This is a genomic window from Vibrio proteolyticus NBRC 13287, from assembly GCF_000467125.1.
Taxonomy (GTDB): Bacteria; Pseudomonadota; Gammaproteobacteria; order Enterobacterales; family Vibrionaceae; genus Vibrio; species Vibrio proteolyticus.
This window is the reverse complement of the sequence record NZ_BATJ01000007.1, coordinates 183,142-205,433: the sequence shown is the minus strand read 5'-3', so window position 1 is coordinate 205,433 and position 22,292 is coordinate 183,142. Positions and strand designations below refer to the sequence as shown.

Here is a 22,292-nt window from a genome sequence, read left to right as displayed (position 1 = left end):
AACATGGAAAAAGTTTTTATTGTAGCGGCTAAGCGCACCGCTATCGGGTCGTTCGGCGGCAGCCTTAAGAATGTTCAGGCAGGTCCTCTGGCCGCGGCTGCGATTAAGGGGGCGCTGGAATCTTCCGCAGTGAATCCCGAGGCCGTCGATGAAGTGCTTGTCGGTAATGTGGTCGGTGCAGGTCAGGGCATGGGGGTTGGACGTCAAGCGGCGATTCTGGCTGGAATTCCGGAAACAACGCCTGCATATAGCCTCAATATGGTGTGCGGCAGCGGTATGAAAACTGTTATGGACGCCGTTTCTCATATTCGTAGTGGTGACGCAAACGTGGTAGTCGCGGCCGGTGTTGAAGTGATGTCGCAGATCCCCTTCATCGTCCCTTCCAGCATTCGAGATGGTCATAAAATGGGCAACATGAATCTGGTGGATCTTTTGATCAACGATGGCCTGACTGATGTGTTTAACCAATACCATATGGGCGTGACAGCGGAAAATATTGCTCGCGAAGTAGGGATTTCCCGTGAAGCGCAAGATGAGTACGCCTTGAATAGCCAGCAGAAAGCAGTGACGGCGATTGAAGCGGGTAAGTTTAAAGATGAAATTGTACCGGTAGAGATCAAGGTCAAGCGTGACTCGTTGCAATTTGATACGGACGAATACCCGAAATCCGATGCCACATTGGCGGGCTTGCAACGTCTGCGTCCTGCGTTTGATAAAGAAGGCACAGTGACAGCAGGTAATGCGTCTGGCTTGAATGACGGCGCCAGCGCTCTCATCCTGGCGTCTGAGTCGGCTGTCGACGCGTTAGGTTTACAGCCGCTTGTCGAGATTACCAGTTACGCTCAAACCGGGTTGGATCCCAAAGTAATGGGGTTAGGTCCGGTAGAGGCGGTGTCTCACGCACTGGAAAAAGCCAACCTGACGACTCACGACATGGATTTGTATGAGCTCAACGAAGCTTTTGCAGCACAGGCACTAGGTGTGGTTCAGCGTTTAGCAGAAAAGCATGATGTGTCGACAGATTCGATACTCAGCAAAGCGAATGTGAATGGCGGTGCTATCGCACTCGGTCATCCACTGGGCGCATCCGGAAACCGAATTCTGGTGACACTCGTGCATGAGCTTATGCGACGCAAAGGTCACTATGGCGTTGCCTCACTGTGTGTGGGCGGCGGTATGGGTACGGCAGTTATTGTTAAATCAGTTTAATTACATCAGTTATCAAACCATTAGGAGCAAAATCATGTACACGGATTTTTTTAAGACTTTCACTGATCAAACAGAGAAAAACATGGAACCTTACTTCAAGTTCAACAAGCTGGTTACAAAGAACGTTGAAGTGCTGACTGAGCTTCAGTTGAATGCTATTCGTACCTACAGTGAAATGGGTCTGACTCAAATGAAAGCGGCGAGTGAAATCAAAGATGTCACTTCTCTGGCGGCATTTAACAGTCAGCAACTATCAGTTCTGACGAAACTGTCTCAGCAAATGATGGACGACAGCAACAAGCTGCAATCTATCGCGAAAGAATTCAAAGAAGACGTTGAAAAGCTTACCTCGGAAAATCTTAAGTCAGTAACCCCGGCTTAAACCACTGCCTTTGCCGCTCCCCGTGAGCGGCTTTTTTCCGAATACAGGAGTAGCAACATGTTTCAACACTTCTTTTCGGACTACCTTATGAAGCTCCAGGAAACCAATCAACAATGGTGGCAAGATCTTGAGCTCACCAAGGCAGCCGTAAATTCTCCTCTCAATAAAGCCATGCAGGAAGTCAACTTTGAAGACTCCCTGAAGTTTTTTGAGCAAGCCGCCAACCAACCTGCTGTGATGCTGAAGTTACAGGCAGACTGGTGGCAGCAACAACTACAGATTTGGCAAAACGTTGCGTTAGCGGCGCAATTCGGTGATGTCATTGAGCCAGAGACTGGTGATAAACGTTTTGTGGATGAAAGTTGGCAAAGCGAAGCCTTCTATAATTTCATCAAGCAATCTTATCTGCTGTTCAGCAAAACGTATCTGGATACGATAAACAGTATTGAGGGCTTAGATGAAAAAACCAAAGAGCGGATTGTGTTTTTCTCTCGTCAGGCAATCAACGCGCTATCACCAAGTAATTTTATCGCCACCAACCCAGAGCTATTGAAGCTGACTCTGGAGAAAAACGGTGAAAACTTGTTGGCTGGCCTTGAGCAACTGAAAGAGGACGTAGAGTCGTCGGCGGACATTCTTAAAATTCGCATGACGAACAATAATGCGTTCAGAGTCGGTCATGATGTCGCGACGACCGCAGGAGACATCGTCTATCAAAATGAATTGTTTGAGCTGATTCAATACCGTCCGCTGACTGAACAGGTGCACTCCACACCGCTGTTGATTGTGCCTCCGTTTATCAATAAGTATTACATTCTTGATTTGCGCGAAAAGAACTCAATGGTACGTTGGTTGCTGGAACAAGGACACAGCGTATTCATGATGTCCTGGCGTAATCCGGGTAAAGCACAAGCGCATGTAGAATTCGGCGACTATGTCACTGAAGGTGTGTTGAAAGCGGTAACTGCGATTGAAGAGATCACCGGTCAGGAACAGATGAATGCTGTCGGTTACTGTATCGGCGGTACGGTACTTGCCTCGACAATTGCTTACTACGCCGCTAAGCGCATGAAGAAAAGAATTAAATCTGCCACGTTTTTTACCACCTTGCTTGATTTCTCACAACCAGGTGAAGTCGGAGCATACATCAATGACACCATCGTCAGTGCCATTGAGGTGCAGAACAACCTTAAAGGGTATATGGACGGGCGCTCTTTGAGTGTGACGTTCAGTTTGTTACGTGAGAACAGCTTGTACTGGAATTACTACGTTGACAATTATCTGAAAGGGAAAAGCCCAGTTGATTTTGATCTGTTGTACTGGAACAGTGACAGCACCAACGTAGCGGCACCGACTCACAACTTCCTCCTGCGCGAACTTTACCTGGAGAACAAACTGATTCAGGACAAAGGGGTGAAAGTTGGTGGCGTGTGGATTGATCTGAATAAAATTAAGATCCCCAGCTACTTTATTTCAACCAAGGAAGACCATATTGCGCTTTGGCAGGGAACCTATCGAGGCGCGTTAAATGTGGGCGGGAATAAAACCTTTGTGCTCGGTGAATCTGGTCACATTGCCGGGATTGTTAATCATCCGTCTCGCAACAAATATGGCTTTTGGATCAACGATACTCTGGAAGAGAGTGCGGAAGACTGGCTTGCTAGTGCGACGCACAAAGAGGGATCTTGGTGGACCCACTGGAATCAGTGGCTGTTGCAGTTCAGCGAAGATACTTTGGTCGAGCCTGCCGCCCAGGGGACAGAAAACTATCCAGTGCTAGGCGATGCGCCGGGGCAGTATGTTAAGCAGGTCTTGCCGATAGTGGAAACTGAAGAACAAACAGAGCCTCAAAAAGCGTAACGTAACCATTAAAAGCCCGGGTCCTCCGGGTTTTTTATGCCTTTAAGTAAGGTAGAAAGACATTGGCTTGCTGCATTTAGAATTATCTGTTCTAGTGGTTACAGAACATAGGGAGGTTCAATGAAAACAATCGGATTATTGGGTGGCATGAGCTGGGAATCCACTGCCAGTTATTACTCAGCGATCAACCACGCGACAAAGCAAACGTTAGGTGGGTTACATTCCGCCAAACTCATCCTAAACAGTGTCGACTTTGCTGAAATAGAAGCTTTACAACATCAGGGAGAATGGCAGAAGACCGCCGAGATCCTGATCGACGCCGCTCAATCTGTCGAACGTGCGGGAGCCGATTTTTTGCTGATTTGCACCAATACAATGCACAAAGTGGCCGATGACATTCAGCAGCGTATTACGATTCCTTTGTTGCACATTGCTGATGCGACGGCTGAGGCCCTCAAGCGAGATGGTGTTGAAAAAGTCGGCTTGCTGGGGACGGCATTTACTATGGAACAGGGCTTTTATAAAGAGCGCTTAAGTGAGCGTCATGGTATTGAGGTCATCGTTCCTAACGGGGTTCAGCGTAAGCTGGTGCATGAGGTGATTTACCATGAGTTATGCCTAGGGCAGTTTAATCCTCGCTCGAAAGACGAATTTCTTACCATCGTCGCGGACCTCCATGAACAAGGCGCTCAGGCCGTCATTCTGGGTTGTACGGAGATTGCGCTATTGATTCAGTCAGCGGACAGTGAAGTGCCTTTGTACGATACCACAGCCATTCACGCTCAGGCCGCTGTCAAAGCAGCAATATCTTAATTTATCCGATGACGGTTACAACGGTTGAAAAGCGGCGGTAATCGTCATTTCTTCTGTTCTATTTGGGGTGGGTGCCTGCTCATTGATGCCTGGTTTGCCTTATAGAGTGTGTCGTTATGGTATTTGCCAATATGGAATATCATATTATTCTATTTTGTGCATAATAGGCGCCTCGTCGATTATCTTTTGTATAAATTAACAATGAAAACAAGAACTAAGTTTGTAGTTTTCCTGTTGTCCTGGACGACAGGATTGGCGTTTGCTCAGACGGCCTTAGTCGAGCCAAATCGAATCGTACTCAACAACGGCGATTTGACGATTACCGCTGATATTACGAAGGGGAATGTATTTAATGGTTCGGAAGACACGGACACAGGCGTGGTGAGCTTTTTTGGCACTGTGACCCCACAAGATTCAGGGTATCTGGTTGATGTGGTGGTGTCTAAGCAAGCAAAAGATCGGTATGCCAGTCAAAGTCTGACGACCAGTGTCAGACTGGATAATAGCGAACCTGTTTTCATCGGCGGTTCGGCAAACGATGTGTTCAGTATTCGTCTTATGCAAGACACTGAGTGAATGATCAAAAATCCCTATCCATCAGATTATGAGCAACTCAATGAAAACAATAAAAATAGTAAAATACTTCTTCTCCGTCATCGGGCTTGGCATGTTGATTGGCGCCTATTTTATGTTTGCCAACACTCAAAGCTTCCTCAGTCAATCACAAATAGCGCAAGGCACGGTGGTTGATCTGTTGCTTTCGCGTTCGAGTGATTCAAATACTTATCGGCCGCTGGTGGCATTTACTGCTTCAGATGGTTCTTTAGTTGAAATCACCTCTTCCAGCAGCAGTAATCCACCTGCGTTTGATATCGGTGAGAAAGTCGATGTGTTTTATAATCCTTCCTTTCCCGAAGATGCCATGATCGACAGCTTCTTTTCATTGTGGGGTGGGGCTGTCATCCTCGGCGGGCTAGGAGCGGTGTTTTTTCTGATTGGGGCGTCAATGATTGCTTTTGGCTGTTGGAAAAATAATCGGGTTGCATATTTAAAAAGGAATGGCGAGCCAGTTAAGGCGAAATTGGCGGGAGTGCAACTTAATAGTTCAGTCATCGCCAATGGCCGTAACCCATACCAAATTACGGCTCAGTGGACAAATCCTAAAACGTCGAAGCTGCATGTCTTCATGAGTGACAACATCTGGTTTGATCCGAGTGAGCATATTAAAGGTGGTGAAGTCACGGTTCTGATAGATCAGAGCGATCCAAATAAATATTATATGGATATTTCATTTTTGCCTCAGTTAGCCGGTTAACATCGCGCGACTAAGATGCCTCACTTCGAGGCATTTTTATTGGCTGAAACCAGTTGAGCCAGACAAAATCAAAACATTCACTACTTCAATGCACCGACGTGACCGCAAATGGTGGTCTTTCTCTATGTTGGTGAAAATACGCGATTTTAATATTACCTTTGTCATTATCTTTTGCTCACACAGTGATTTAGATCACTTATTCGATAAAATAAGAAATTCACTGTGAATAATTAAATGGCTCAATATCTCAGTTTTGTATAATCGCGGTCGCTACCGTATTGGTTGTCTAATAGGTGGCGACACAAGAATGAATTTAATCTGTCAGAAACGGTGTACGTCAGTGTTTGTATTTTAGGTTCATGTTGTGATTTTTATTGTTATACCGGCCAGTGTGCCAAATGATAATTTTAAAAGAGATAGTTGGTTAAATAATGACAAAGTTTACAGAGTATAAAGTAGTTCACATTGTTGAAGGCGGTTGCGGTACGATTTTCCTCGGAGCAAGTGGCCTTCCGGTTCAGAAAATGGAAGCTGAATTGAATCAGTATGCACAAGATGGTTGGCAGGTTGTTTTTCAAATTGTAGAGCAGAAGCGATTCATGTTGTTCTGGAAACGTGAAGCTGTTCTGATCACGCTAGGCCGCTAATCTTGCTCAAGATAGTGTCTTTAAAGCTTATCCACCGCTACCAACGTAGCGGTGGTTCTAAAAAGCTACTTAATATTGAATGTAATTTTGAACCGACTTGTTCAGAATACACAAAACAATGCATTGAGAAATATGGTGCAATCAAGGGTTGGAAACTGGGGATCTCGCGAATTAAACGTTGCAATAACCCAAATCTGATTGAAAAAATATATGATGAGGTACCTTGATGAGACTGCTTGAACCATGGGAAGAGCTGAAAGATAAAGAAGAAGACCTCAGAAGTAAGGTCAATTCACTGACTGAAGAAAAGAAAAAAGCGTTCTATAAACGCCAGGTTCGTGAATTGAAAGATCCAGATACGTATGCCGTACTTAACTGGTTGTTTTTAGGCGGGTTTCATCATATCTATTTAAAAAGATATAAAGTCTTTGCTATTGAATTTACCTTGCTTGTCGGGTCCATTATTGGCTTGTCCTTAGGTTATCGTTGGCCGGCTTTGTTAATTGTTGGTCTGGTGGTGTATGAACTCCCTCAGTTGTTTTTCTCACAGAAAATCGCCCGCCAATATAATTACGATACATCCAGCCAAATATTAAATGATGTACAAAAAAGTGGCTAAGTTGGTCTATACAGCAAGGAAAGGCAAGGATGACTAAGCCTGTTGTTGAGTCGAGCACGACCAACAATGAAACCAGTAAGCTAAGTGAGAAGACAATGTTCAAGTTTTTCTCGTTGTTGGTTTTAATGCATGGCGCATTTTTCGTCGTAACGGTCAACGTGCTAGAGCGTGGCAGTGACGAACTGATTTGGTTTACGGCTGGAATGTGGTGCATCTGCTCAGTGATTGGAACCGTATGGATGCACAAACGCATACCTGCCCAAGTTAAAGCAACGTTAGTGCACAAAGGCGCGGTATTTTTCGCTTACCTGTTTGCTCTGCTGCCGTTCAGTTTCGTAGGCTTGATGTTATTCGTCTTAGCTGCTTTATCTGGCGTCGATATGCGTTAGTCTGACAATATGAGCAAAGGAGAAGGCAATGCGTCCGCGATATTCAGGTTCTTGCTTGTGTGGCAGTATCCGTTTCGATGTGACAGGGCCATTTGACGGATTCTATCTTTGTTATTGCAAACATTGTCAAAAAGACAGCGGTTCGGCTCATGCTGCCAGCTTGTTTATCCCTCCGTCCAATATTTTCTGGCACTGTGGGCAAGAGTTACTTACAACATATCGTTTACCCGGTAGCCTGCATCAGAAAAGTTTTTGCCAGCAATGTGGTTCCCCAGTGCCTTCCTTAGATAATCAACATAGCTTCTTGATGGTTCCTGCGGGTTGCCTGGACACACCAATCTTACAGACTCCGGATGCTAAAATATTTGTGAGCCGTCAGGTGCAATGGTCAAAAGGCATCCATCACTTAGTTGAGTTTGATGAGTTACCAAAAGGTAAAACTTAGCTGAAAAAGATTGTTCCAAAGATTAGAACATCTTCTTCAGTTCACACTGCTTGTTCTATTGATAGGCATTATTGATTATGAGTTTGATTTTATATTAGTGAATAAGGAAACTCTATGACTTCAATGACATGCGGGACTCACCATATTGGATTGACGGTATCAAAACTTGAAGAAAGTGCTCGCTTTTTTGTCGATCTGCTGGGTTGGAAAGAAGTGAAGCGCAATCCGGCGTATCCGGCCATTTTTGTCAGCGATGGTCGCATTATGTTGACGCTCTGGGAAGTACGAACCGACAGTGCGATAACCTTTGATCGAAAACGAAACGTGGGGCTTCATCACTTGGCACTGGCGTTAGACAAAGAAGCTGATTTAAACGCGGTTTATCAACGTATGATGGACGCAGGTGTTGAGGTGGAGTTTGCGCCAGAGAAAATCGGTGAAGGCCCAGCCAAACACATGATGTGTTTCGAGCCGAGCGGTATTCGGATCGAGTTCTTTTGGCCTGGTCATTAATGTTTAGATACCGCTATCGACCACAAGAATGTATCGCGTAGCAATACTGTGGCTGTGACGGCCACGGTATTGGATGCGTGTAGTGTGGCTTACATACCACAGGATGGAATAAGTAACGTGAGAATCGAAGTCAAGTGCAGTCAGGCAAAACACGAGTTTGAGGCGGCAGAACCAGAGATCACCTCAATAGAGTTATCTCCGCAGGAGCGGCGGTTAAGCAACGTTTTGTCCAGTCCGGGTAGGCGCTATCTGGGCCAGATGATCGACATGCTCATCGCCTGGGGCATTTTCCTGGCGAGCTTTGCGTTTGTTGAGTGGTTGCCTGTTTCCAAAGAGTATATCGGTGGTTATGCATTGATTCCGGCATGTGTGTATTTTGTTTTTTCAGACGGGTTCGCTAACGGGCAAAGTCTGGGGAAAAAGATGTTGGGTATGTCGGTGATAGACCGGCGCAGCGGACACTATTGTACGTATTGGCAATCTTTGCTTCGCAATATTCTTACGCCAGTTCTCGGAGCACTGGACGCGGTGTTTATATTGTCTAAGCGTCGCCAGCGAATCGGAGACAAACTCGCGCGTACGATAGTGGTAAACCGAGCGTAACGCAGCAGTATTCTAAAATGAACTAAGCCCCTACAGCACTAATGCCTTTGGGGCTTAACTATCTACTTAACTAAGCGCAGTTGAAACACTTTGAACAGAAGATTAACTGGCAACGCGCATCTGGCTCCAGGCGGAGCTTTTGATTTTCTTGATGACGTTTTCACACGAAATTTCTTTGTTGAATGCTTTCAGCAAGACGTTTTCAGTATAACAACCCTCTTGCTCTAACATCGCTTCGTTAATGGCTTCGTTCATACAGATGGCGATCTCGCGACAAAGCACATCGATATCTTGTTTAGTATGAGAAATATTCAGTGCGATACGTAATCCGGACTTGCCCTTACCAACAGCAGGAAAGGCGCCAATGTTGACATAGATACCTCGGCCCATCAGCTTATTGATGACCTTGCTGCATACTTCTTCGTTGCCGACGGCAATAAAGCGGATTGGGCTGGATGTCGCAGCGATCAGTGGCAGCCCCTGTTCTGCAGCGCACTGATTAAAGTATTCAATCAAATCAAACAGCTGACCTTGCAGTTGTGCAATTTCGTCACTCATGAACAGATCCAGAGAAGCGTTGAGCGCGGCGAGGTTAGCCGGTTGAAGAGGGCCGCCAAACGAAAACGCCGGGCCACAGTAACGCACCAGTTGGTACAGTTCCTGATTCGGCAACACCAAGCCGCCACCAGCGACACCGAAACACTTCGAGAATGAAATGGCGACCACCGTTCTGTCATGCAAGTCATGTTCACCCAAAACAAAACCTTTGCCATTCTGTCCGCGCCATCCTGCACCGTGAGCATCATCAATATATAGCCAGAAGTTAGGGAACTGTTCTAGCAAATCGCGCAGTTCATTCAGTGGCGCTAAATCGCCGTACATGCTAAATACACCATCCGTGGCATACCAGATTTTCCGGTAATGTTGGCCGTCTTCCAAAGCTTGTTTGACCGCTTCGACATTATTGTGTTTCACCACTTTCACTTCGGCGCCAGACGCCGCAACAACTTTGGCAGAGAGTTGAATGCTTGAGTGTGCTTGCTGATCGACCAGTAGAAGATCCCCACGTTCAACCAATACTGGTAGAGCGCTCAAGTGACCGAGTGTTGTGGTCGCGGTCAATAAAACATGTCCGCCGAAAAGCGTGTTAAGCTTATTCTCGATGGTACTGTACAGTGGGTGAGACATATACGCTCGGGAAGCGGAAAGTTGTGTACCACTACGTTCAATTTCGGCAATCGCCGCCGATTTCAGGCGCGGATCATTTTCAACACACAAGTAGCTGCAAGAACCATAGTTACGCATTGTTTTTCCGCCAGAACGGAGATACAAACCGTTTTCGACGATGTCATCCAGATCGAGATGAGCAATGTTGTGACTGACCATGATTTTGGCGTATTGATAAAAATCGTTGAGCTTTTCGTTCATTTTTACATTTTCCTTAATGTAATGGTTGTTAATATTAGAGTGAAGAATCAATAATTCGATCTAGCGTTTTGTAATACAATGATGGAAATAAGTTCTTAAACTTTTTAACTAATATGCTTTCTTTGTTACAAAGTACTTCGAATTGACTTTTTTCAATGGCTTTTATTAATTTATTTGCCACTAAATCCGGGCTGATTACTTTTCCGTGCTTACTTAATGCTTTCGCTTCAGGTATTTGGTTTTGTTTTTCTCGTGTATACATATCGGTGTCTGTATCTGGAGGAAAAACAATGCTGACGCCAATGTTGTGAGGTCTCATCTCCATTCTCAGACATTCAGCAAAGCCTGTGACCGCAAATTTAGTCGGTGCATAACTGACATAACCAAAAGCTCCCAGATAGCCAGCAACACTGGAGACAAAACTCACATGTCCGCAAGAGCTGCTCTTGAGATAAGGGATTGCGGCGCGTGTGGCGTTAACCGCAGCCCAATAGTTTACTTCGAATACATGTCGAAGTGCTGTCTCTTCTATGTCTTCAAACTTTCCGTATGCCTCGACTCCGGCATTATTTACTAGAATATCGATACCATGATTTTTCCCGATAGAAATCATGGTTTCTTCTAGCAGTTCTTTATTTTTCAAATCCACAGAATAAATTTCAATATTAACGTTAGGGTAAGTTTCATTAATATTGAATTTCGCTTTTGTTAACTTTTCTTTATCCCTTGCAATTAAATGGATTTGGCAACCAAGAGAAGCCAGTTTTTTTGCTATAGACAGGCCAATGCCAGCAGAACCACCAGTAATAATGGCTTGCTTATTATTGAATTTATATTTCATGTTTGCTCAGTAGCGGTTTTAATGTCAGAGGGAAAATTAGGATAGTTTTAATGTATAAACGAGAAATAAATTAAATTATTTCTTTTGCTTTGAGCAAGGTTCCATAATAAGCATGATTAAAAATTTTTTTTATAAATTGTTTGGCTGGGTGCTGATAAATGTTACAGTAATATGTTGTTGGTGTTAAAAACAAAAGTCAGATATTTATCAGGGTAATTTCATTGCAAGTTGAATCACGCAAGCTGCGAAATTTGGCGTGATTGGGTATCAATATCCGCTCAATGCTTGCTCGTGAACCCGGGCAGGGGTAGGGTAGCCTTGCATTATAGGAATAAGCTGGGAGATATGTCTGTGAAATTGTTACGTTTAAAATCTGTTATTCGTGTACCTGTTGGCCTGTTGAGCTTCGTGATAGGAGGACAGGCATTCGCCAATGATTGTCAGGATCTGTCCGGTTGTGAGCGGAAATTTTGCGAAATTGAAAGCCAGATCCAGATCGCCAAGGACGAGGGGAATCCGTTTAAACTTTCCGGGCTAAATAAAGCGTTGAAAGAGGCAAAAACACATTGTAGCGACGATCAACTGCAACAAGAGCTGACTAACGAGATTGACGAACTTAACCGCGACATCGCCGAGTACCAAGCCGATCTTGAAGATGCTAAAGCCAAGGGAAAACTCGATAAGGTCAGCAAATACCAGCGTAAGATTGAAGAAAAGCGCCAGGAGTTGAAGCTACGTCAACAAGAGCTTCAACGTTTTAGCTAATCAGGTAAGGTGCTTCCTGAATAATACAGTAGATGATGGTGAACGGTTGCCGGGGAATGGGACCGTCTAAGTAGAGCTGAAATGGATGTCAAAAGTATTGCCTGCGCGTGTTTAGTGGTGCTGATTTGGGGCGTGAATTTCTCCGTCATCAAATTTGGCTTGAACGAACTCCCGCCGATCTTGTTCTCTGGGCTAAGGTTTCTGGTTGTTGCAATTCCTGCGGTTTTTCTGGTTCCGTTCCCCAAAACGTCGATGTGGAATGTGATCGGCGTTGGGCTCTTTCTTGGTATCCTGAAGTTCAGTTTTTTGTTTGTTGCCATGAAAACAGACGCTTCAGCAGGTATCTCTTCGCTGTTGCTGCAAGCACAAGTTCTGTTTACGGTTTTGCTGAGCGTGTTGATGTTTAAAGAGTGCATCAGCCGATTTCAGATATCGGGAATGTGCCTAGCCACGACGGGCTTTAGCCTGTTCTTTTTCACCGCTAATGGCAGTGCTACGTTACTGGGTGTGACACTAATTTTGTGTGCTGCGTTGTTTTGGGCTTTCTCTAATCTAATCATGAAACGTATGGCGGGAGTGAATCTGCTGCATTTTATGGTCTGGGTGAGTCTCATCCCGCCGCTACCTTTGTTTGTCGTTTCCTATATGTTTGAAACTCAAGAGCCGCTTCGCGTCTTGATGGCAACAACCAGTCAGTCATGGTGGTCGTTGGCTTATGTCGGGTATGTTTCGACTTTGATTGCGTTTGCTCTGTGGGGATGGTTGCTGAGACACCATTCGGCCGCGCTTGTGACACCGTTTGCTTTGCTTATCCCTATTGTTGGTATCGCCGCTTCATCGCTTTTACTCAACGAAAAAATGAGCGGACTGGAGGTGATTGCGGGTGCACTGATACTGCTGGGTCTGTCGGTGTCTGTACTGGGAGAGCGAGTCGCGAGTGCTGTAATCAAACGTGTCAGGCTTAGAACGGCCGTCAGACAAAAAGCAGACACGAATTAATCAACGAAAGAGGAACGAATGAGTAAGAAAGAATTGTTTTTTCCAAGTTTGGAAACAGAGCGTCTGGTGTTACGTCCACTGGATATGGGGGATGCAGAGCCTTTGTTTGCTATCTTTTCCGATGATGAAGTCATGCGATACTGGAATTCGCCTCCCTGGCAAACAATTGATGATTCAAAAGCGTTTATTCAAGCCAGCCACAGCGCCATGGTAAGTGGGGAGTCGTTAACTCTGGGTATGTACCTGAAAAGCAACGAACAGCTTGTCGGTAAGTGCATGTTGTTCAGTTACAGTGCACATTCCCGCCGTGCTGAGATTGGTTTTGGCTTAGGAAAGGCGAATTGGGGGCAAGGCTACGTGCGCGAAGCCGCGAATGCTTTGATTGAATACGGGTTTGGCCAGTTGTCATTGCGCAGAATCGAAGCGGAAATTGATCCGTTGAATACCTCTTCTGCCAATGCATTGGAAAAACTGGGTTTTGTGCAGGAAGGGATGTTACGCCAACGTTGGGAGATCGACGGCGTTATCTCTGATTCCGCATTGTACGGGTTGCTTGCCAGTGATGTGACCCAATAGGAATAAAACGACATCTGCGTCGCAGGTGAATAACGCCAAGTGGACACATAACACTGGGTATTTGGAAAGGCCGAATTGCGTTACGGGGACGCTAAAATGCAAAAGATTAATGTCGTTGGCACAAGTGGTAGTGGTAAGTCGACATTTAGTCGTCAGTTGGCGGATAAACTGCGTTACCCGCATGTGGAGATGGATGCTTTGTTCTGGAAAGCAAATTGGCAGGAGTCCAGTGATGACGAATTTTTCGCCGCTTTAATCCAGCGTCTTGAAAGGGACTGCTGGGTATTGGATGGGAATTACAACCGCACGGTACCGATCAAGTGGTCCAACGTGGATACGGTGATATGGATTGATTATTCATTTTCACGAACGGTGTATCAGGCGGTCACAAGGGCGTTGGTACGTTCGGCTACCCGCAAGGAGATCTGGCCTGGAACAGGCAACGTGGAAACATTCAGGAAGTCGTTTTTTAGCAAAGAGTCTGTCGTGTGGTGGAGCATTAAGCACTTTCATCGTAACCGAGAGCGGTATCAGGCAATGAGTCAGGATCCGCAGTTTGAACACATTCGCTTTGTTCGTCTGACCAGCCCCAAAATGGCGCAGGAATTTATTCACCAACAAGCTTAATCTACGGCATAGAAAAGAATCACCATGTATCAACTCTATTATTATCCGAACAACGCCAGCTTGGCACCGCACTTTTTACTGCACGAGATGCAGCTTGACTACACGCTGTTACTGGTTGATAAACAGACGAATTCACAAAAGTCGCCGGAGTATCGTAAACTCAATCCTGCTGGGCGTATACCGACATTGGTGGACAATGGACAGGCCATTTTTGAAAGCCCTGCGATCTGTATTCATTTGTGTGAGTCTCACCCTCAATATGGATTGATCCCGCCATTAGGTGATCCTCTTCGGCCGATGTTTTTTCAGTGGTTAGCTTATTTAAACAACACTTTACAGGCTGAGCTGATGGTTCGTTATTACCCACACCGCCACACTACGGATGACAGTACTATTCCTCATGTGGTGGCGGCGCAGGACGAACGAATCGCGGAAGCACTCGCGTTGCTCGATCAACAACTCGCAGATCACGAATACCTGCTTGGCGAGCGAATCAGTGCATGTGATTTCTTTTTGTTTATGCTGGCGGAATGGTCATTACCCGTGGCACGCTCGCCGCTGACGTTTCCCCATCTGGCGTCTTACCTCAGGCGCTTATGCGAACACCCGACCATCAAGGCGGTTTGTGAGCTGGAAGACATTGATCTGAGTCCGTTTATTTATGGGAGTCTGCCGGACGCCAGATGAAGCGGGGCACGTTACCTACTTCAACACGATAAGAGTAAGGAGAACTCTATGATCACCTGTTATTTGCGATACGTTATTGATCCCAAGAAAGTCGATCTGTTTGAACAATATGCCAAAATGTGGATTCCGTTGGTCGAAAAGTTTGGCGGACAGCATCACGGATATTTTCTGCCATCAGAAGGGGTGAGTAATGTGGCGCTGGCTTTATTCACGTTTGAGTCGTTGAGTGCTTATGATAAGTACCGCTCCGACTCTTTTCAGGATGATGCGTGTAAGGCCGCGTTTGCGTTTGCTGAAGAAACCGACTGCATTATTAGCTATGAGCGCAGCTTCTTCCGCCCGGTATTGGATTAAACGAATGCACGAGGGGGTCGAGATGCAACGTAAAGACATTGAGGATAGTGAGCAGAGGCTGAAACGAGCAATGTTGGAATCGGACGTGATGACGTTATCCGATTTACTGTCAGACTCGCTGATATTCGTCAATCACCTTGGTCAGCGCATAGGCAAAGCGGCGGATATTGCAATGCATCAGGCCGGGCAACTGAAACTAGGCGTGATCGAGCTGTCAGAAATGCAGATCATACTGTTAGCTGATTCAGCAATCGTGCAGACCAATGCGGCCATTGAAGGTCGTTATGAAGGACAGGAAGCAAGTGGTGAGTTTGTTTTTACTCGTGTATGGGCGAGGGAGAACAACATGTTAAGAGTTGTCGCAGCGCATGCGTCATTGTTACTGCCACAAAATGGTTAGCACAGAGAGGGAGAGCATAAGCTCTCCCTCTTCGTTCTATCAAGCTTGTGAGAACTTGTAAGTGCGGTAACCGCCTAACAGGTTTCTGGCGCGGAAACCATTGTTTACTAACTGACGATAAGCAACATTACCGCGTAATCCAACCTGACAGTAAATAATGATTTCTTTGTCTTTGGGCAGTTCATTCAAGCGATCCCTTAATTGATCGACCGGAATATTGATGTCCCCGGCGATGTGGTTATTGTTGTCGCGTTCACCCGGATTACGCACATCCAGAATGATCTGCTCGTCACCGAGTTGATCCATATCGTGGTAGTGAATGGCTTTGGCATCACCCTTCATGATATTGCTGGCAACGAACGCCGCCTGGTTGATGACGTCTTTGGCGCTGCCATAGGGCGGTGCATAGGTCAGTTCCAGATGTTGAAGTTGTTCAACGGTCATACCAGCACGCTGCGCCACCGCCATGACATCAATACGCTTGTCGACACCGTCCTTTCCAACAGCTTGTGCGCCGAAAATCCGGCCGGAAACAGGGTCAAACAAGAGCTTAAATGACACCACTTCAGCGCTAGGGTAGTAACTGGCGTGGCTGGCGGTATGTACGTAGACTTTCTCGTACACAAGGTTTTCTCGCTGAAGTTGTTTTTCGTTTTTACCGGTGGAGGCCACGGCCAGATCAAAGACTTTACAGATTGCCGTGCCTTGTGTTCCCTGATAAGACTCACTCCGACCCAGCATGTTGTCTGCGGCCATACGTCCTTGTCGGTTCGCTGGCCCTGCAAGAGGCACTAAGGTCGGTTTACCCGTGATGAAATCAGCTTCCTCAACGGCATCGCCAACAGCGTATATGAAGGGATCGCTGGTTTGCATGGCTGCATTCGTGGCAATACCGCCAAGTTCACCGAGTTGTAAACCCGCCTGGCTTGCCAACGTGGTTTCGGGACGTACGCCAATTGCCATGATGAGAATGTCAGTCACCAATGTGTCACCATTGTTGAGGGACAGCGTCAACTCGCCTTCAATGTGTTGGTGCTCATCGCTCTCTCCGGAGTCCTGACTGGCCATCGAGGGGTTAAGTTGGTACTCAACAGACTCTAAAGCGACGCCAAGACGAAGATCGATGCCCTTGCTTCGGATCTCTTCGTGTACCAGACCTGCCATCTCCCGGTCGACGGGAGTCATAACCTGGTCAGCCATCTCTATTAAGGTCGTTTTGATACCGAGTTGGTGGAATGCCTCCATCATTTCCAGGCCAATGAAACCACCGCCGACAACAGTGGCGTGTTCAGGCTTGTTCATTTGTAGTGTCCGGAGGATTTTGTCCATATCAGGAATATTACGCAGTGAATGCGTCAATGGGTTGCTCAAACCTGGGATCGGTGGAACGATCGGAGCTGCCCCCGGGCTGAGCAGCAAAAAGTCGTAGCTTTCGGTATATTCGTTGCCATCAACGAGGTTTTTGATCGTGACCTTTTTGGCGTTGCGGTCTATGTGGGTTACTTCGTTCATGACACGTACATCGACGTTGAATCTCGCCTTGAAGCTTTCTGGTGTCTGAAGGAGGAGGTTACTGCGTTCCTTGATGTCACCACCAATGTGGTAGGGCAGACCACAGTTGGCGAAAGAAACGAACGGCCCCCGTTCAAACATGATGATGGTTGCGTCTTCACTCAGTCTGCGAGCACGAGCTGCCGCGGAGGCACCGCCTGCTACGCCACCAACGATCACTATTTTTGTCATATTCTCACTCCGCTTAATTTGGTTGACGCTTTCGTGCCGTCCCAGTTTTCTCAAAATTGCCGCTGCCGGACATAGTTCCGTGAATGAACTTTGAATTAGGTTCAGGCCAATAAATGTCGTTGACCATACAAAGCCAGGATGAACAAAGCGGTTAACAGTAATGAAATTAGAATTATACTGCCTGCCAATACTCTAACACCATTCTCGATCGTCATTGTGTATCCCATACACTGGATGACGCGTTTACTATAAGATTAAATTTTAGCAAAGTCTAATGTAAATATTACTAAATCTGTTAATGCTAATTTAGTATTGACTAAGTTTCATTTATTAGTAACATCTAAATAAGTCGTATGAGTATGAGACCTTCTATGGATACAGCCAACATTGATCAAATGAAATCAAACGTTGAGGAAGTGGCTGAGCTGCTCAAAATTATGGCGCATCCTGAGCGGCTTATGGTGTTGTGCCAGTTAACGCAAGGTGAAGTCGGGGCGGGTCAGTTGCAGAAGAACTCATCGCTCAGTCAGTCTGCGTTTTCTCAGCATCTCACGGTATTGAGAAAGCATCAGATGATTCAGGCGAGAAAAGAGTCGCAACAGGTGTTTTATTCCTTAGCGGATCCCAGAATCTCGCACCTGATCACCAGTTTGCACAGCGTGTTTTGTCAGTAGTGAAGGAGTGTGAAGTCATGTCATTTTCTTTTCCATGGGAATCATTAGCAGGTGGCGTGCTATTGGGCGTTTCGGCCACGATGCTGTTACTAGTGAACGGTAAAATTGCTGGTATTAGTGGCATTTTGAAAGGGCTATTAACGCCAAAGCACGAAGATTTTTCATGGCGATTGATGTTTATCGTCGGTATGGTTGCAGGTGGATTCCTTGGCGCTCTGGCCTATGCTGAGCACGCGCCAGACGAATTTAACTACAGCACTTTGATGTTGGTGGCGGCTGGCTTGTTGGTCGGTTTGGGTACTCGGTTGGGGAATGGCTGTACCAGCGGGCATGGCATTTGTGGGATCGGTCGTTTATCACGGCGTTCTATTGTGGCTACGATGACGTTCATGCTGGTGGCCGGTGTCACGGTGTTTATTCGTCTTCACGTCGTATGAGAATAAGAGAGTATTCTTGATGATGAACAAAGTGTTGTTTCGGTTGGCTGCTGGGGTTTCCGGTATGTTGTTTGGGTTAGGCATGGTGATATCAGGCATGGCTGATCCGGCCAAAGTGATCGGCTTTTTAGATGTTGCTGGCGAGTGGGATCCCAGTCTGATATTCGTGATGGGGGGCGCCTTGATGGTCTTCATGCCAGCGTACTTCTTTGCGATTCGAAACACATCGGCGCCAGTGATGGCTCACACATTTTGTGTGCCAGACAATAAGCGTATTGATGCGAATCTTCTGAGAGGAGCGGCATTATTTGGTGTCGGTTGGGGAGTGGCTGGAATTTGCCCAGGTCCCGCAGTATCGAGTCTGGCGTTAGGTAACCCTGGGGTATGGACATTTTTTATCGCAATGATGGTGGGGATTGGAGCGATGCATTGGATGCTGACGTTCAAGAAAGTATAAAACGCACCCGCTCAGATGACATAACCTGACACACGTGGATGTGATTCGGGGAGGACCACCTATGTTCACAATTCGATATCAGTGTTCTATTACTCGGTGATGAAGAAGCGGAGCTAGCTGATGACCTCTGCCGGGAGACCCGGCAGAGCCGTTACCATTTCAGTTGGGTGCTGACAGGGCAATGATCGCTCAGTTTAAATTTGAGTACATCCTCACTGCTAAACGTATTTTGTTTTGCCGGCCCGGCATCGAAATCCGGACTGGCAATAATGTGATCGATCAAGGATCTAAACTGATGAGTGCGTTTAGGGTCTTTGTTGGAGCGAACCTTACATTCTGCTTTGGTGTAGCGTGTCGTCAATGTAGGTTCATCATCCAAACCTTTCACTAAGGTCGACCAAAACCAATCCCCCTGATAAGCCAGATTGTGATTGAAATCTCCCATAATCAGGTATGGCTGGCCAGTACGGGTTCGATCCAAAATCCACGTGTTGAGCGCTTTGGCCTGAGAATTAAGAATACGGCATTCTCGCTCATTTTGGTAAGCGCCGCTGCAACCAGCCTTCAGATGAACGGACAACGCATGTACGGGGCGATTTGAATCTGGATAAAGAATCACGTAAGTTGCAAATCGGAGTTTGCTACTTTGGCCTTTGTCCAGCCGGACATCTTTCACATTAGTGAACGGAATACCGCGCTTAATCGCAAACCCTGTATATTGATTGATGTCGCTAAACTGAAAGCGCCCGTTTCCGGACTCGGAACGGTCTGACATCACCAACTGGTAATCATCACCGACCACGCGATTGATAGCGCCATAATCATTCACCTCCTGAAATGCCAGGATCCCGGGTGTGAATTGACGAAAATGATTCGCAAGCTGTTTGAAGTCCTCTTCGCCACGTTGGGACTCTGTCACGGACGGCGACGGATTACTGGATAGCCATTCGATATTCCAAGACGTCACAGCGACTGATTGAGCAGTAGCAGGAAGTGAGAAGCCAAATAGTATCGCTGCCGATAAAAATGAACGAAAAATAGTCGTTTTCATACTTGATACACCCTTCTGATGTCTGTGTTCCTTATCCTAGCAACTCTCGCAAAAAATCAAGTTCAAATATGGGAAAAAATTGAATTTTCACAGTTTCTTTTTCAATTGAGATCACGCGCAATAAGATCGATTTGTTCTTAATCTCCCGTCTGTTTTGGTTGATCTACATCAATACTTTTCAGTGGTCGTTCTCGTTAAATACGCCACAATATATTGTGGTAGTTAGATAAGAAATCACCCTATATGGTGTGTTTGTGGATAACTCTGCGAGCATGCTGGGGTAAGGAGAAAAAGTGAAACCAATCGTAATTAAGCGCGACGGCTCAAGAGCTCCGTTCAGCAGGGACCGCATTCAGGCAGCAGTGGAAGCCGCGGCGGAAAATGTCGATAAAGAAATCGCGATTTACGCACTGAATGTTGCGTTAGCGGTCGAGTTACAGCTTAAAGAATACGATGAAGTTCATATTCATGATATCCAGAATCGGGTCGAAAATGAGTTAATGCAAGGGCTGTATAAACAACTGGCCCGTTCTTACATTGAGTATCGTCACGATCGTGACATTGCGCGAGAAAAGCAAAGTGCACTGACACGGGAAATTGAAGGGCTTATTGAAGAAAGTAATGTTGACCTGATCAACGAGAACGCAAACAAAGATGGTAAAGTGATCCCGACTCAACGTGACCTATTGGCTGGGATTGTTGCGAAGCATTATGCGAAGACACACATTCTGCCACGCGATGTTGTTCAGGCCCACGAAGAGGGCGACTTGCATTACCACGATCTGGATTATGCCCCATTCTTCCCGATGTTTAACTGCATGCTGATCGATTTGAAAGGGATGCTGACCCACGGTTTCAAAATGGGCAACGCAGAGATCGACACACCTAAGTCAATTTCAACTGCCACGGCGGTGACTGCACAGATCATTGCTCAGGTTGCCAGCCACATTTACGGTGGTACCACCATCAACCGGATTGATGAGGTTCTTGAGCCCTATGTTGTCGCCAGCCATAAAAAACATCTGAAAATTGCGCAAGAGTGGGATATTCACGATCCTCAAGCGTTTGCAGACGCACGCACGGAGAAAGAGTGTTTTGACGCTTTCCAGTCACTGGAGTACGAAGTAAACACGCTGCATACCGCTAACGGGCAAACACCGTTCGTTACGTTTGGCTTTGGTCTGGGGACGAGCTGGGCTTCACGTCTGATCCAACAGTCTATTTTGAAAAACCGCATTGCGGGTTTAGGTAAAAACCGAAAAACAGCTGTTTTCCCGAAACTGGTTTTCGCAATCAAAGATGGACTGAACCACAAATCAGGCGATGCCAATTACGACATCAAACAGCTTGCACTTGAATGCGCCAGCAAGCGGATGTACCCGGATATCCTTAACTATGACAAGGTTGTTGAAGTGACCGGATCGTTTAAAACGCCGATGGGGTGCCGCAGTTTTCTTGGAACTTATGAAGAGAATGGTGAGCTGGTCCATGAAGGGCGTAATAATCTCGGGGTAGTGAGCCTCAATTTGCCGCGTATCGCGATTCAGGCTCAGGGCGACGAACACCGTTTTTACGAGTTACTGGATACTAAACTTAAACTGGCACGACGTGCACTGGAGACTCGCATCAGTCGCCTGGAGAACGTACGTGCCCGCGTGGCCCCGATTCTGTATATGGAAGGGGCATGCGGAGTTCGGCTCAAAGCAGAAGACACCATTGCGGATATCTTCAAGCATGGCCGAGCATCTATTTCTCTTGGCTACATCGGCGTTCATGAAACCATTAATGCGCTCTATAGTAATCAGACACATGTGTACGATGACGCAGAGCTGCGCGACAAAGCGGTGGCCATCATTACGCGACTTAAACAGGCCGTGAATCAATGGGCGGATGAGACAGGTTATGGGTTTAGCCTGTACGGCACACCCAGCGAGAACTTGTGCAATCGCTTTTGCCGTATCGATGCCAAAGAGTTTGGTGTCATTGAAGGCGTCACAGACAAAGGTTATTACACCAACAGCTTCCATCTTGATGTGGAAAAGAAAGTCAATCCGTACGATAAGATCGACTTCGAGTTACCGTATCCGCCAATTTCCAGCGGTGGATTTATTTGCTACGGCGAATTCCCGAACATGCAGCAGAACGTCGAGGCATTAGAAAACGTTTGGGATTACAGCTATACCCGAGTGCCTTACTATGGCACCAATACACCAATCGATGAGTGTTATGAGTGCGGTTACACCGGCGAGTTCGACTGCACCAGCAAGGGGTTTACTTGTCCGAAGTGCGGTAATCATGACTCTTCTAAAGTGTCGGTAACACGTCGTGTGTGCGGTTATCTGGGAAGCCCGGATGCGCGTCCGTTTAACTTTGGCAAACAGGAAGAAGTGAAACGTCGGGTGAAACACCTTTAATCCGGACATGCACTGCCGGGGCATGTCTCCGGCAGTGCGACGCA

General features: G+C 46.4%; 28 protein-coding genes and 1 pseudogene. 24 read left to right on the top strand and 5 right to left on the bottom strand.

The features are described 5' to 3' along the window. The first annotated feature begins 3 nt into the window (after positions 1-3). From VPR01S_RS10790 to VPR01S_RS10740, 13 genes are all read left to right on the top strand, one after another. Positions 4-1,209, top strand: coding sequence for an acetyl-CoA C-acetyltransferase (locus VPR01S_RS10790; protein ID WP_021705367.1), 1,206 nt, complete (start codon positions 4-6; stop codon positions 1,207-1,209). Between the two features lie 34 nt (positions 1,210-1,243). Continuing rightward, entirely contained in the window at positions 1,244-1,591 is a 348-nt protein-coding gene (locus tag VPR01S_RS10785; RefSeq protein WP_021705366.1) for a phasin family protein, read from the top strand. Positions 1,592-1,648: 57 nt separating this feature from the next. Further along, the gene (gene phaC, locus VPR01S_RS10780) at positions 1,649-3,451 is read left to right on the top strand and encodes a class I poly(R)-hydroxyalkanoic acid synthase (RefSeq protein ID WP_021705365.1); all 1,803 of its coding nucleotides are present in this window, start codon (positions 1,649-1,651) and stop codon (positions 3,449-3,451) included. Positions 3,452-3,571: 120 nt separating this feature from the next. Then, positions 3,572-4,264, top strand: a complete 693-nt coding sequence (locus VPR01S_RS10775) for an aspartate/glutamate racemase family protein (RefSeq protein ID WP_021705364.1) — start codon at positions 3,572-3,574, stop codon at positions 4,262-4,264. 201 nt (positions 4,265-4,465) lie between these two features. Then, entirely contained in the window at positions 4,466-4,840 is a 375-nt protein-coding gene (locus VPR01S_RS10770; RefSeq protein ID WP_021705363.1) for a hypothetical protein, read from the top strand. A 40-nt stretch (positions 4,841-4,880) separates the two neighbouring features. Beyond that, the gene (locus tag VPR01S_RS10765) at positions 4,881-5,579 is read left to right on the top strand and encodes a DUF3592 domain-containing protein (RefSeq protein ID WP_021705362.1); all 699 of its coding nucleotides are present in this window, start codon (positions 4,881-4,883) and stop codon (positions 5,577-5,579) included. A gap of 431 nt (positions 5,580-6,010) precedes the next feature. Then, positions 6,011-6,226, top strand: a complete 216-nt coding sequence (locus VPR01S_RS10760; protein ID WP_021705361.1) for a DUF4177 domain-containing protein — start codon at positions 6,011-6,013, stop codon at positions 6,224-6,226. Positions 6,227-6,240: 14 nt separating this feature from the next. After that, the gene (yidD, locus tag VPR01S_RS22270; protein ID WP_245580791.1) at positions 6,241-6,453 is read left to right on the top strand and encodes a membrane protein insertion efficiency factor YidD; all 213 of its coding nucleotides are present in this window, start codon (positions 6,241-6,243) and stop codon (positions 6,451-6,453) included. Then, on the top strand, positions 6,453-6,845 hold the full coding sequence (locus tag VPR01S_RS10755) for a hypothetical protein (RefSeq protein ID WP_021705360.1): 393 nt from the start codon (positions 6,453-6,455) through the stop codon (positions 6,843-6,845). Before yidD ends, VPR01S_RS10755 begins: the two co-directional genes overlap by 1 nt. Before the next feature lie 29 nt (positions 6,846-6,874). Then, on the top strand, positions 6,875-7,234 hold the full coding sequence (locus VPR01S_RS10750) for a hypothetical protein (protein ID WP_021705359.1): 360 nt from the start codon (positions 6,875-6,877) through the stop codon (positions 7,232-7,234). Between the two features lie 28 nt (positions 7,235-7,262). Then, entirely contained in the window at positions 7,263-7,679 is a 417-nt protein-coding gene (locus tag VPR01S_RS22265; RefSeq protein WP_021705358.1) for a GFA family protein, read from the top strand. A gap of 114 nt (positions 7,680-7,793) precedes the next feature. After that, entirely contained in the window at positions 7,794-8,192 is a 399-nt protein-coding gene (locus VPR01S_RS10745; protein ID WP_021705357.1) for a VOC family protein, read from the top strand. A 117-nt stretch (positions 8,193-8,309) separates the two neighbouring features. Then, positions 8,310-8,795, top strand: a complete 486-nt coding sequence (locus tag VPR01S_RS10740) for an RDD family protein (protein WP_021705356.1) — start codon at positions 8,310-8,312, stop codon at positions 8,793-8,795. 102 nt (positions 8,796-8,897) lie between these two features. On the opposite strand, the gene VPR01S_RS10735 is transcribed toward VPR01S_RS10740, so the two are convergent. Together VPR01S_RS10735 and VPR01S_RS10730 are read right to left on the bottom strand one after the other, a co-directional pair. Beyond that, positions 8,898-10,223: an aminotransferase class I/II-fold pyridoxal phosphate-dependent enzyme gene (locus VPR01S_RS10735; RefSeq protein ID WP_021705355.1), complete on the bottom strand. Its 1,326-nt coding sequence runs from the start codon at positions 10,221-10,223 to the stop codon at positions 8,898-8,900. Positions 10,224-10,257: 34 nt separating this feature from the next. Next, positions 10,258-11,064: an SDR family NAD(P)-dependent oxidoreductase gene (locus VPR01S_RS10730; RefSeq protein ID WP_021705354.1), complete on the bottom strand. Its 807-nt coding sequence runs from the start codon at positions 11,062-11,064 to the stop codon at positions 10,258-10,260. A 351-nt stretch (positions 11,065-11,415) separates the two neighbouring features. Between VPR01S_RS10730 and VPR01S_RS10725 the strand changes: the two genes are divergently transcribed. The 7 genes from VPR01S_RS10725 (at position 11,416) to VPR01S_RS10695 (ending at position 15,472) form a co-directional block, all read left to right on the top strand. Continuing rightward, positions 11,416-11,829: a DUF1090 domain-containing protein gene (locus tag VPR01S_RS10725; RefSeq protein ID WP_245580789.1), complete on the top strand. Its 414-nt coding sequence runs from the start codon at positions 11,416-11,418 to the stop codon at positions 11,827-11,829. Positions 11,830-11,910: 81 nt separating this feature from the next. Beyond that, positions 11,911-12,828: an EamA family transporter gene (locus VPR01S_RS10720; protein ID WP_021705352.1), complete on the top strand. Its 918-nt coding sequence runs from the start codon at positions 11,911-11,913 to the stop codon at positions 12,826-12,828. Positions 12,829-12,846: 18 nt separating this feature from the next. Beyond that, complete coding sequence (locus VPR01S_RS10715; RefSeq protein ID WP_021705351.1) at positions 12,847-13,404, top strand: GNAT family N-acetyltransferase; 558 nt, start codon at positions 12,847-12,849, stop codon at positions 13,402-13,404. Between the two features lie 96 nt (positions 13,405-13,500). Then, the gene (locus tag VPR01S_RS10710) at positions 13,501-14,031 is read left to right on the top strand and encodes a shikimate kinase (RefSeq protein ID WP_040902568.1); all 531 of its coding nucleotides are present in this window, start codon (positions 13,501-13,503) and stop codon (positions 14,029-14,031) included. A gap of 24 nt (positions 14,032-14,055) precedes the next feature. Beyond that, positions 14,056-14,718, top strand: coding sequence for a glutathione S-transferase family protein (locus VPR01S_RS10705; protein ID WP_021705349.1), 663 nt, complete (start codon positions 14,056-14,058; stop codon positions 14,716-14,718). A gap of 48 nt (positions 14,719-14,766) precedes the next feature. Beyond that, a complete protein-coding gene (locus tag VPR01S_RS10700) occupies positions 14,767-15,072 on the top strand; it encodes an NIPSNAP family protein (RefSeq protein WP_021705348.1) in 306 nt (101 codons plus the stop codon). A gap of 22 nt (positions 15,073-15,094) precedes the next feature. Then, a complete protein-coding gene (locus VPR01S_RS10695; protein ID WP_162147559.1) occupies positions 15,095-15,472 on the top strand; it encodes a nuclear transport factor 2 family protein in 378 nt (125 codons plus the stop codon). A 39-nt stretch (positions 15,473-15,511) separates the two neighbouring features. On the opposite strand, the gene VPR01S_RS10690 is transcribed toward VPR01S_RS10695, so the two are convergent. Both VPR01S_RS10690 and VPR01S_RS22790 read right to left on the bottom strand, forming a co-directional pair. Further along, positions 15,512-17,215 (bottom strand): FAD-dependent oxidoreductase, encoded by a 1,704-nt coding sequence (locus VPR01S_RS10690; RefSeq protein ID WP_021705346.1) that lies wholly within the window; start codon positions 17,213-17,215, stop codon positions 15,512-15,514. A 39-nt stretch (positions 17,216-17,254) separates the two neighbouring features. Further along, positions 17,255-17,430 (bottom strand): annotated as a pseudogene (locus VPR01S_RS22790) (YgaP family membrane protein); the annotation flags it as partial. A 156-nt stretch (positions 17,431-17,586) separates the two neighbouring features. On the opposite strand from VPR01S_RS22790, the gene VPR01S_RS10685 reads away from it, so the two are divergent. The 3 genes from VPR01S_RS10685 to VPR01S_RS10675 are packed head-to-tail and all read left to right on the top strand — an operon-like array spanning position 17,587 to position 18,783. Beyond that, entirely contained in the window at positions 17,587-17,889 is a 303-nt protein-coding gene (locus VPR01S_RS10685; protein ID WP_021705345.1) for an ArsR/SmtB family transcription factor, read from the top strand. 17 nt (positions 17,890-17,906) lie between these two features. After that, entirely contained in the window at positions 17,907-18,326 is a 420-nt protein-coding gene (locus tag VPR01S_RS10680) for a YeeE/YedE family protein (protein WP_021705344.1), read from the top strand. Positions 18,327-18,348: 22 nt separating this feature from the next. Further along, positions 18,349-18,783, top strand: coding sequence for a YeeE/YedE family protein (locus tag VPR01S_RS10675; RefSeq protein ID WP_040902584.1), 435 nt, complete (start codon positions 18,349-18,351; stop codon positions 18,781-18,783). A gap of 151 nt (positions 18,784-18,934) precedes the next feature. Here the strand turns inward: VPR01S_RS10675 and VPR01S_RS10670 are convergent, their stop codons facing one another. Further along, a complete protein-coding gene (locus VPR01S_RS10670) occupies positions 18,935-19,834 on the bottom strand; it encodes an endonuclease/exonuclease/phosphatase family protein (protein ID WP_040902566.1) in 900 nt (299 codons plus the stop codon). Between the two features lie 293 nt (positions 19,835-20,127). On the opposite strand from VPR01S_RS10670, the gene nrdD reads away from it, so the two are divergent. Continuing rightward, the gene (gene nrdD / locus VPR01S_RS10665) at positions 20,128-22,248 is read left to right on the top strand and encodes an anaerobic ribonucleoside-triphosphate reductase (protein ID WP_021705341.1); all 2,121 of its coding nucleotides are present in this window, start codon (positions 20,128-20,130) and stop codon (positions 22,246-22,248) included. The last annotated feature ends 44 nt before the right edge of the window (positions 22,249-22,292 follow it).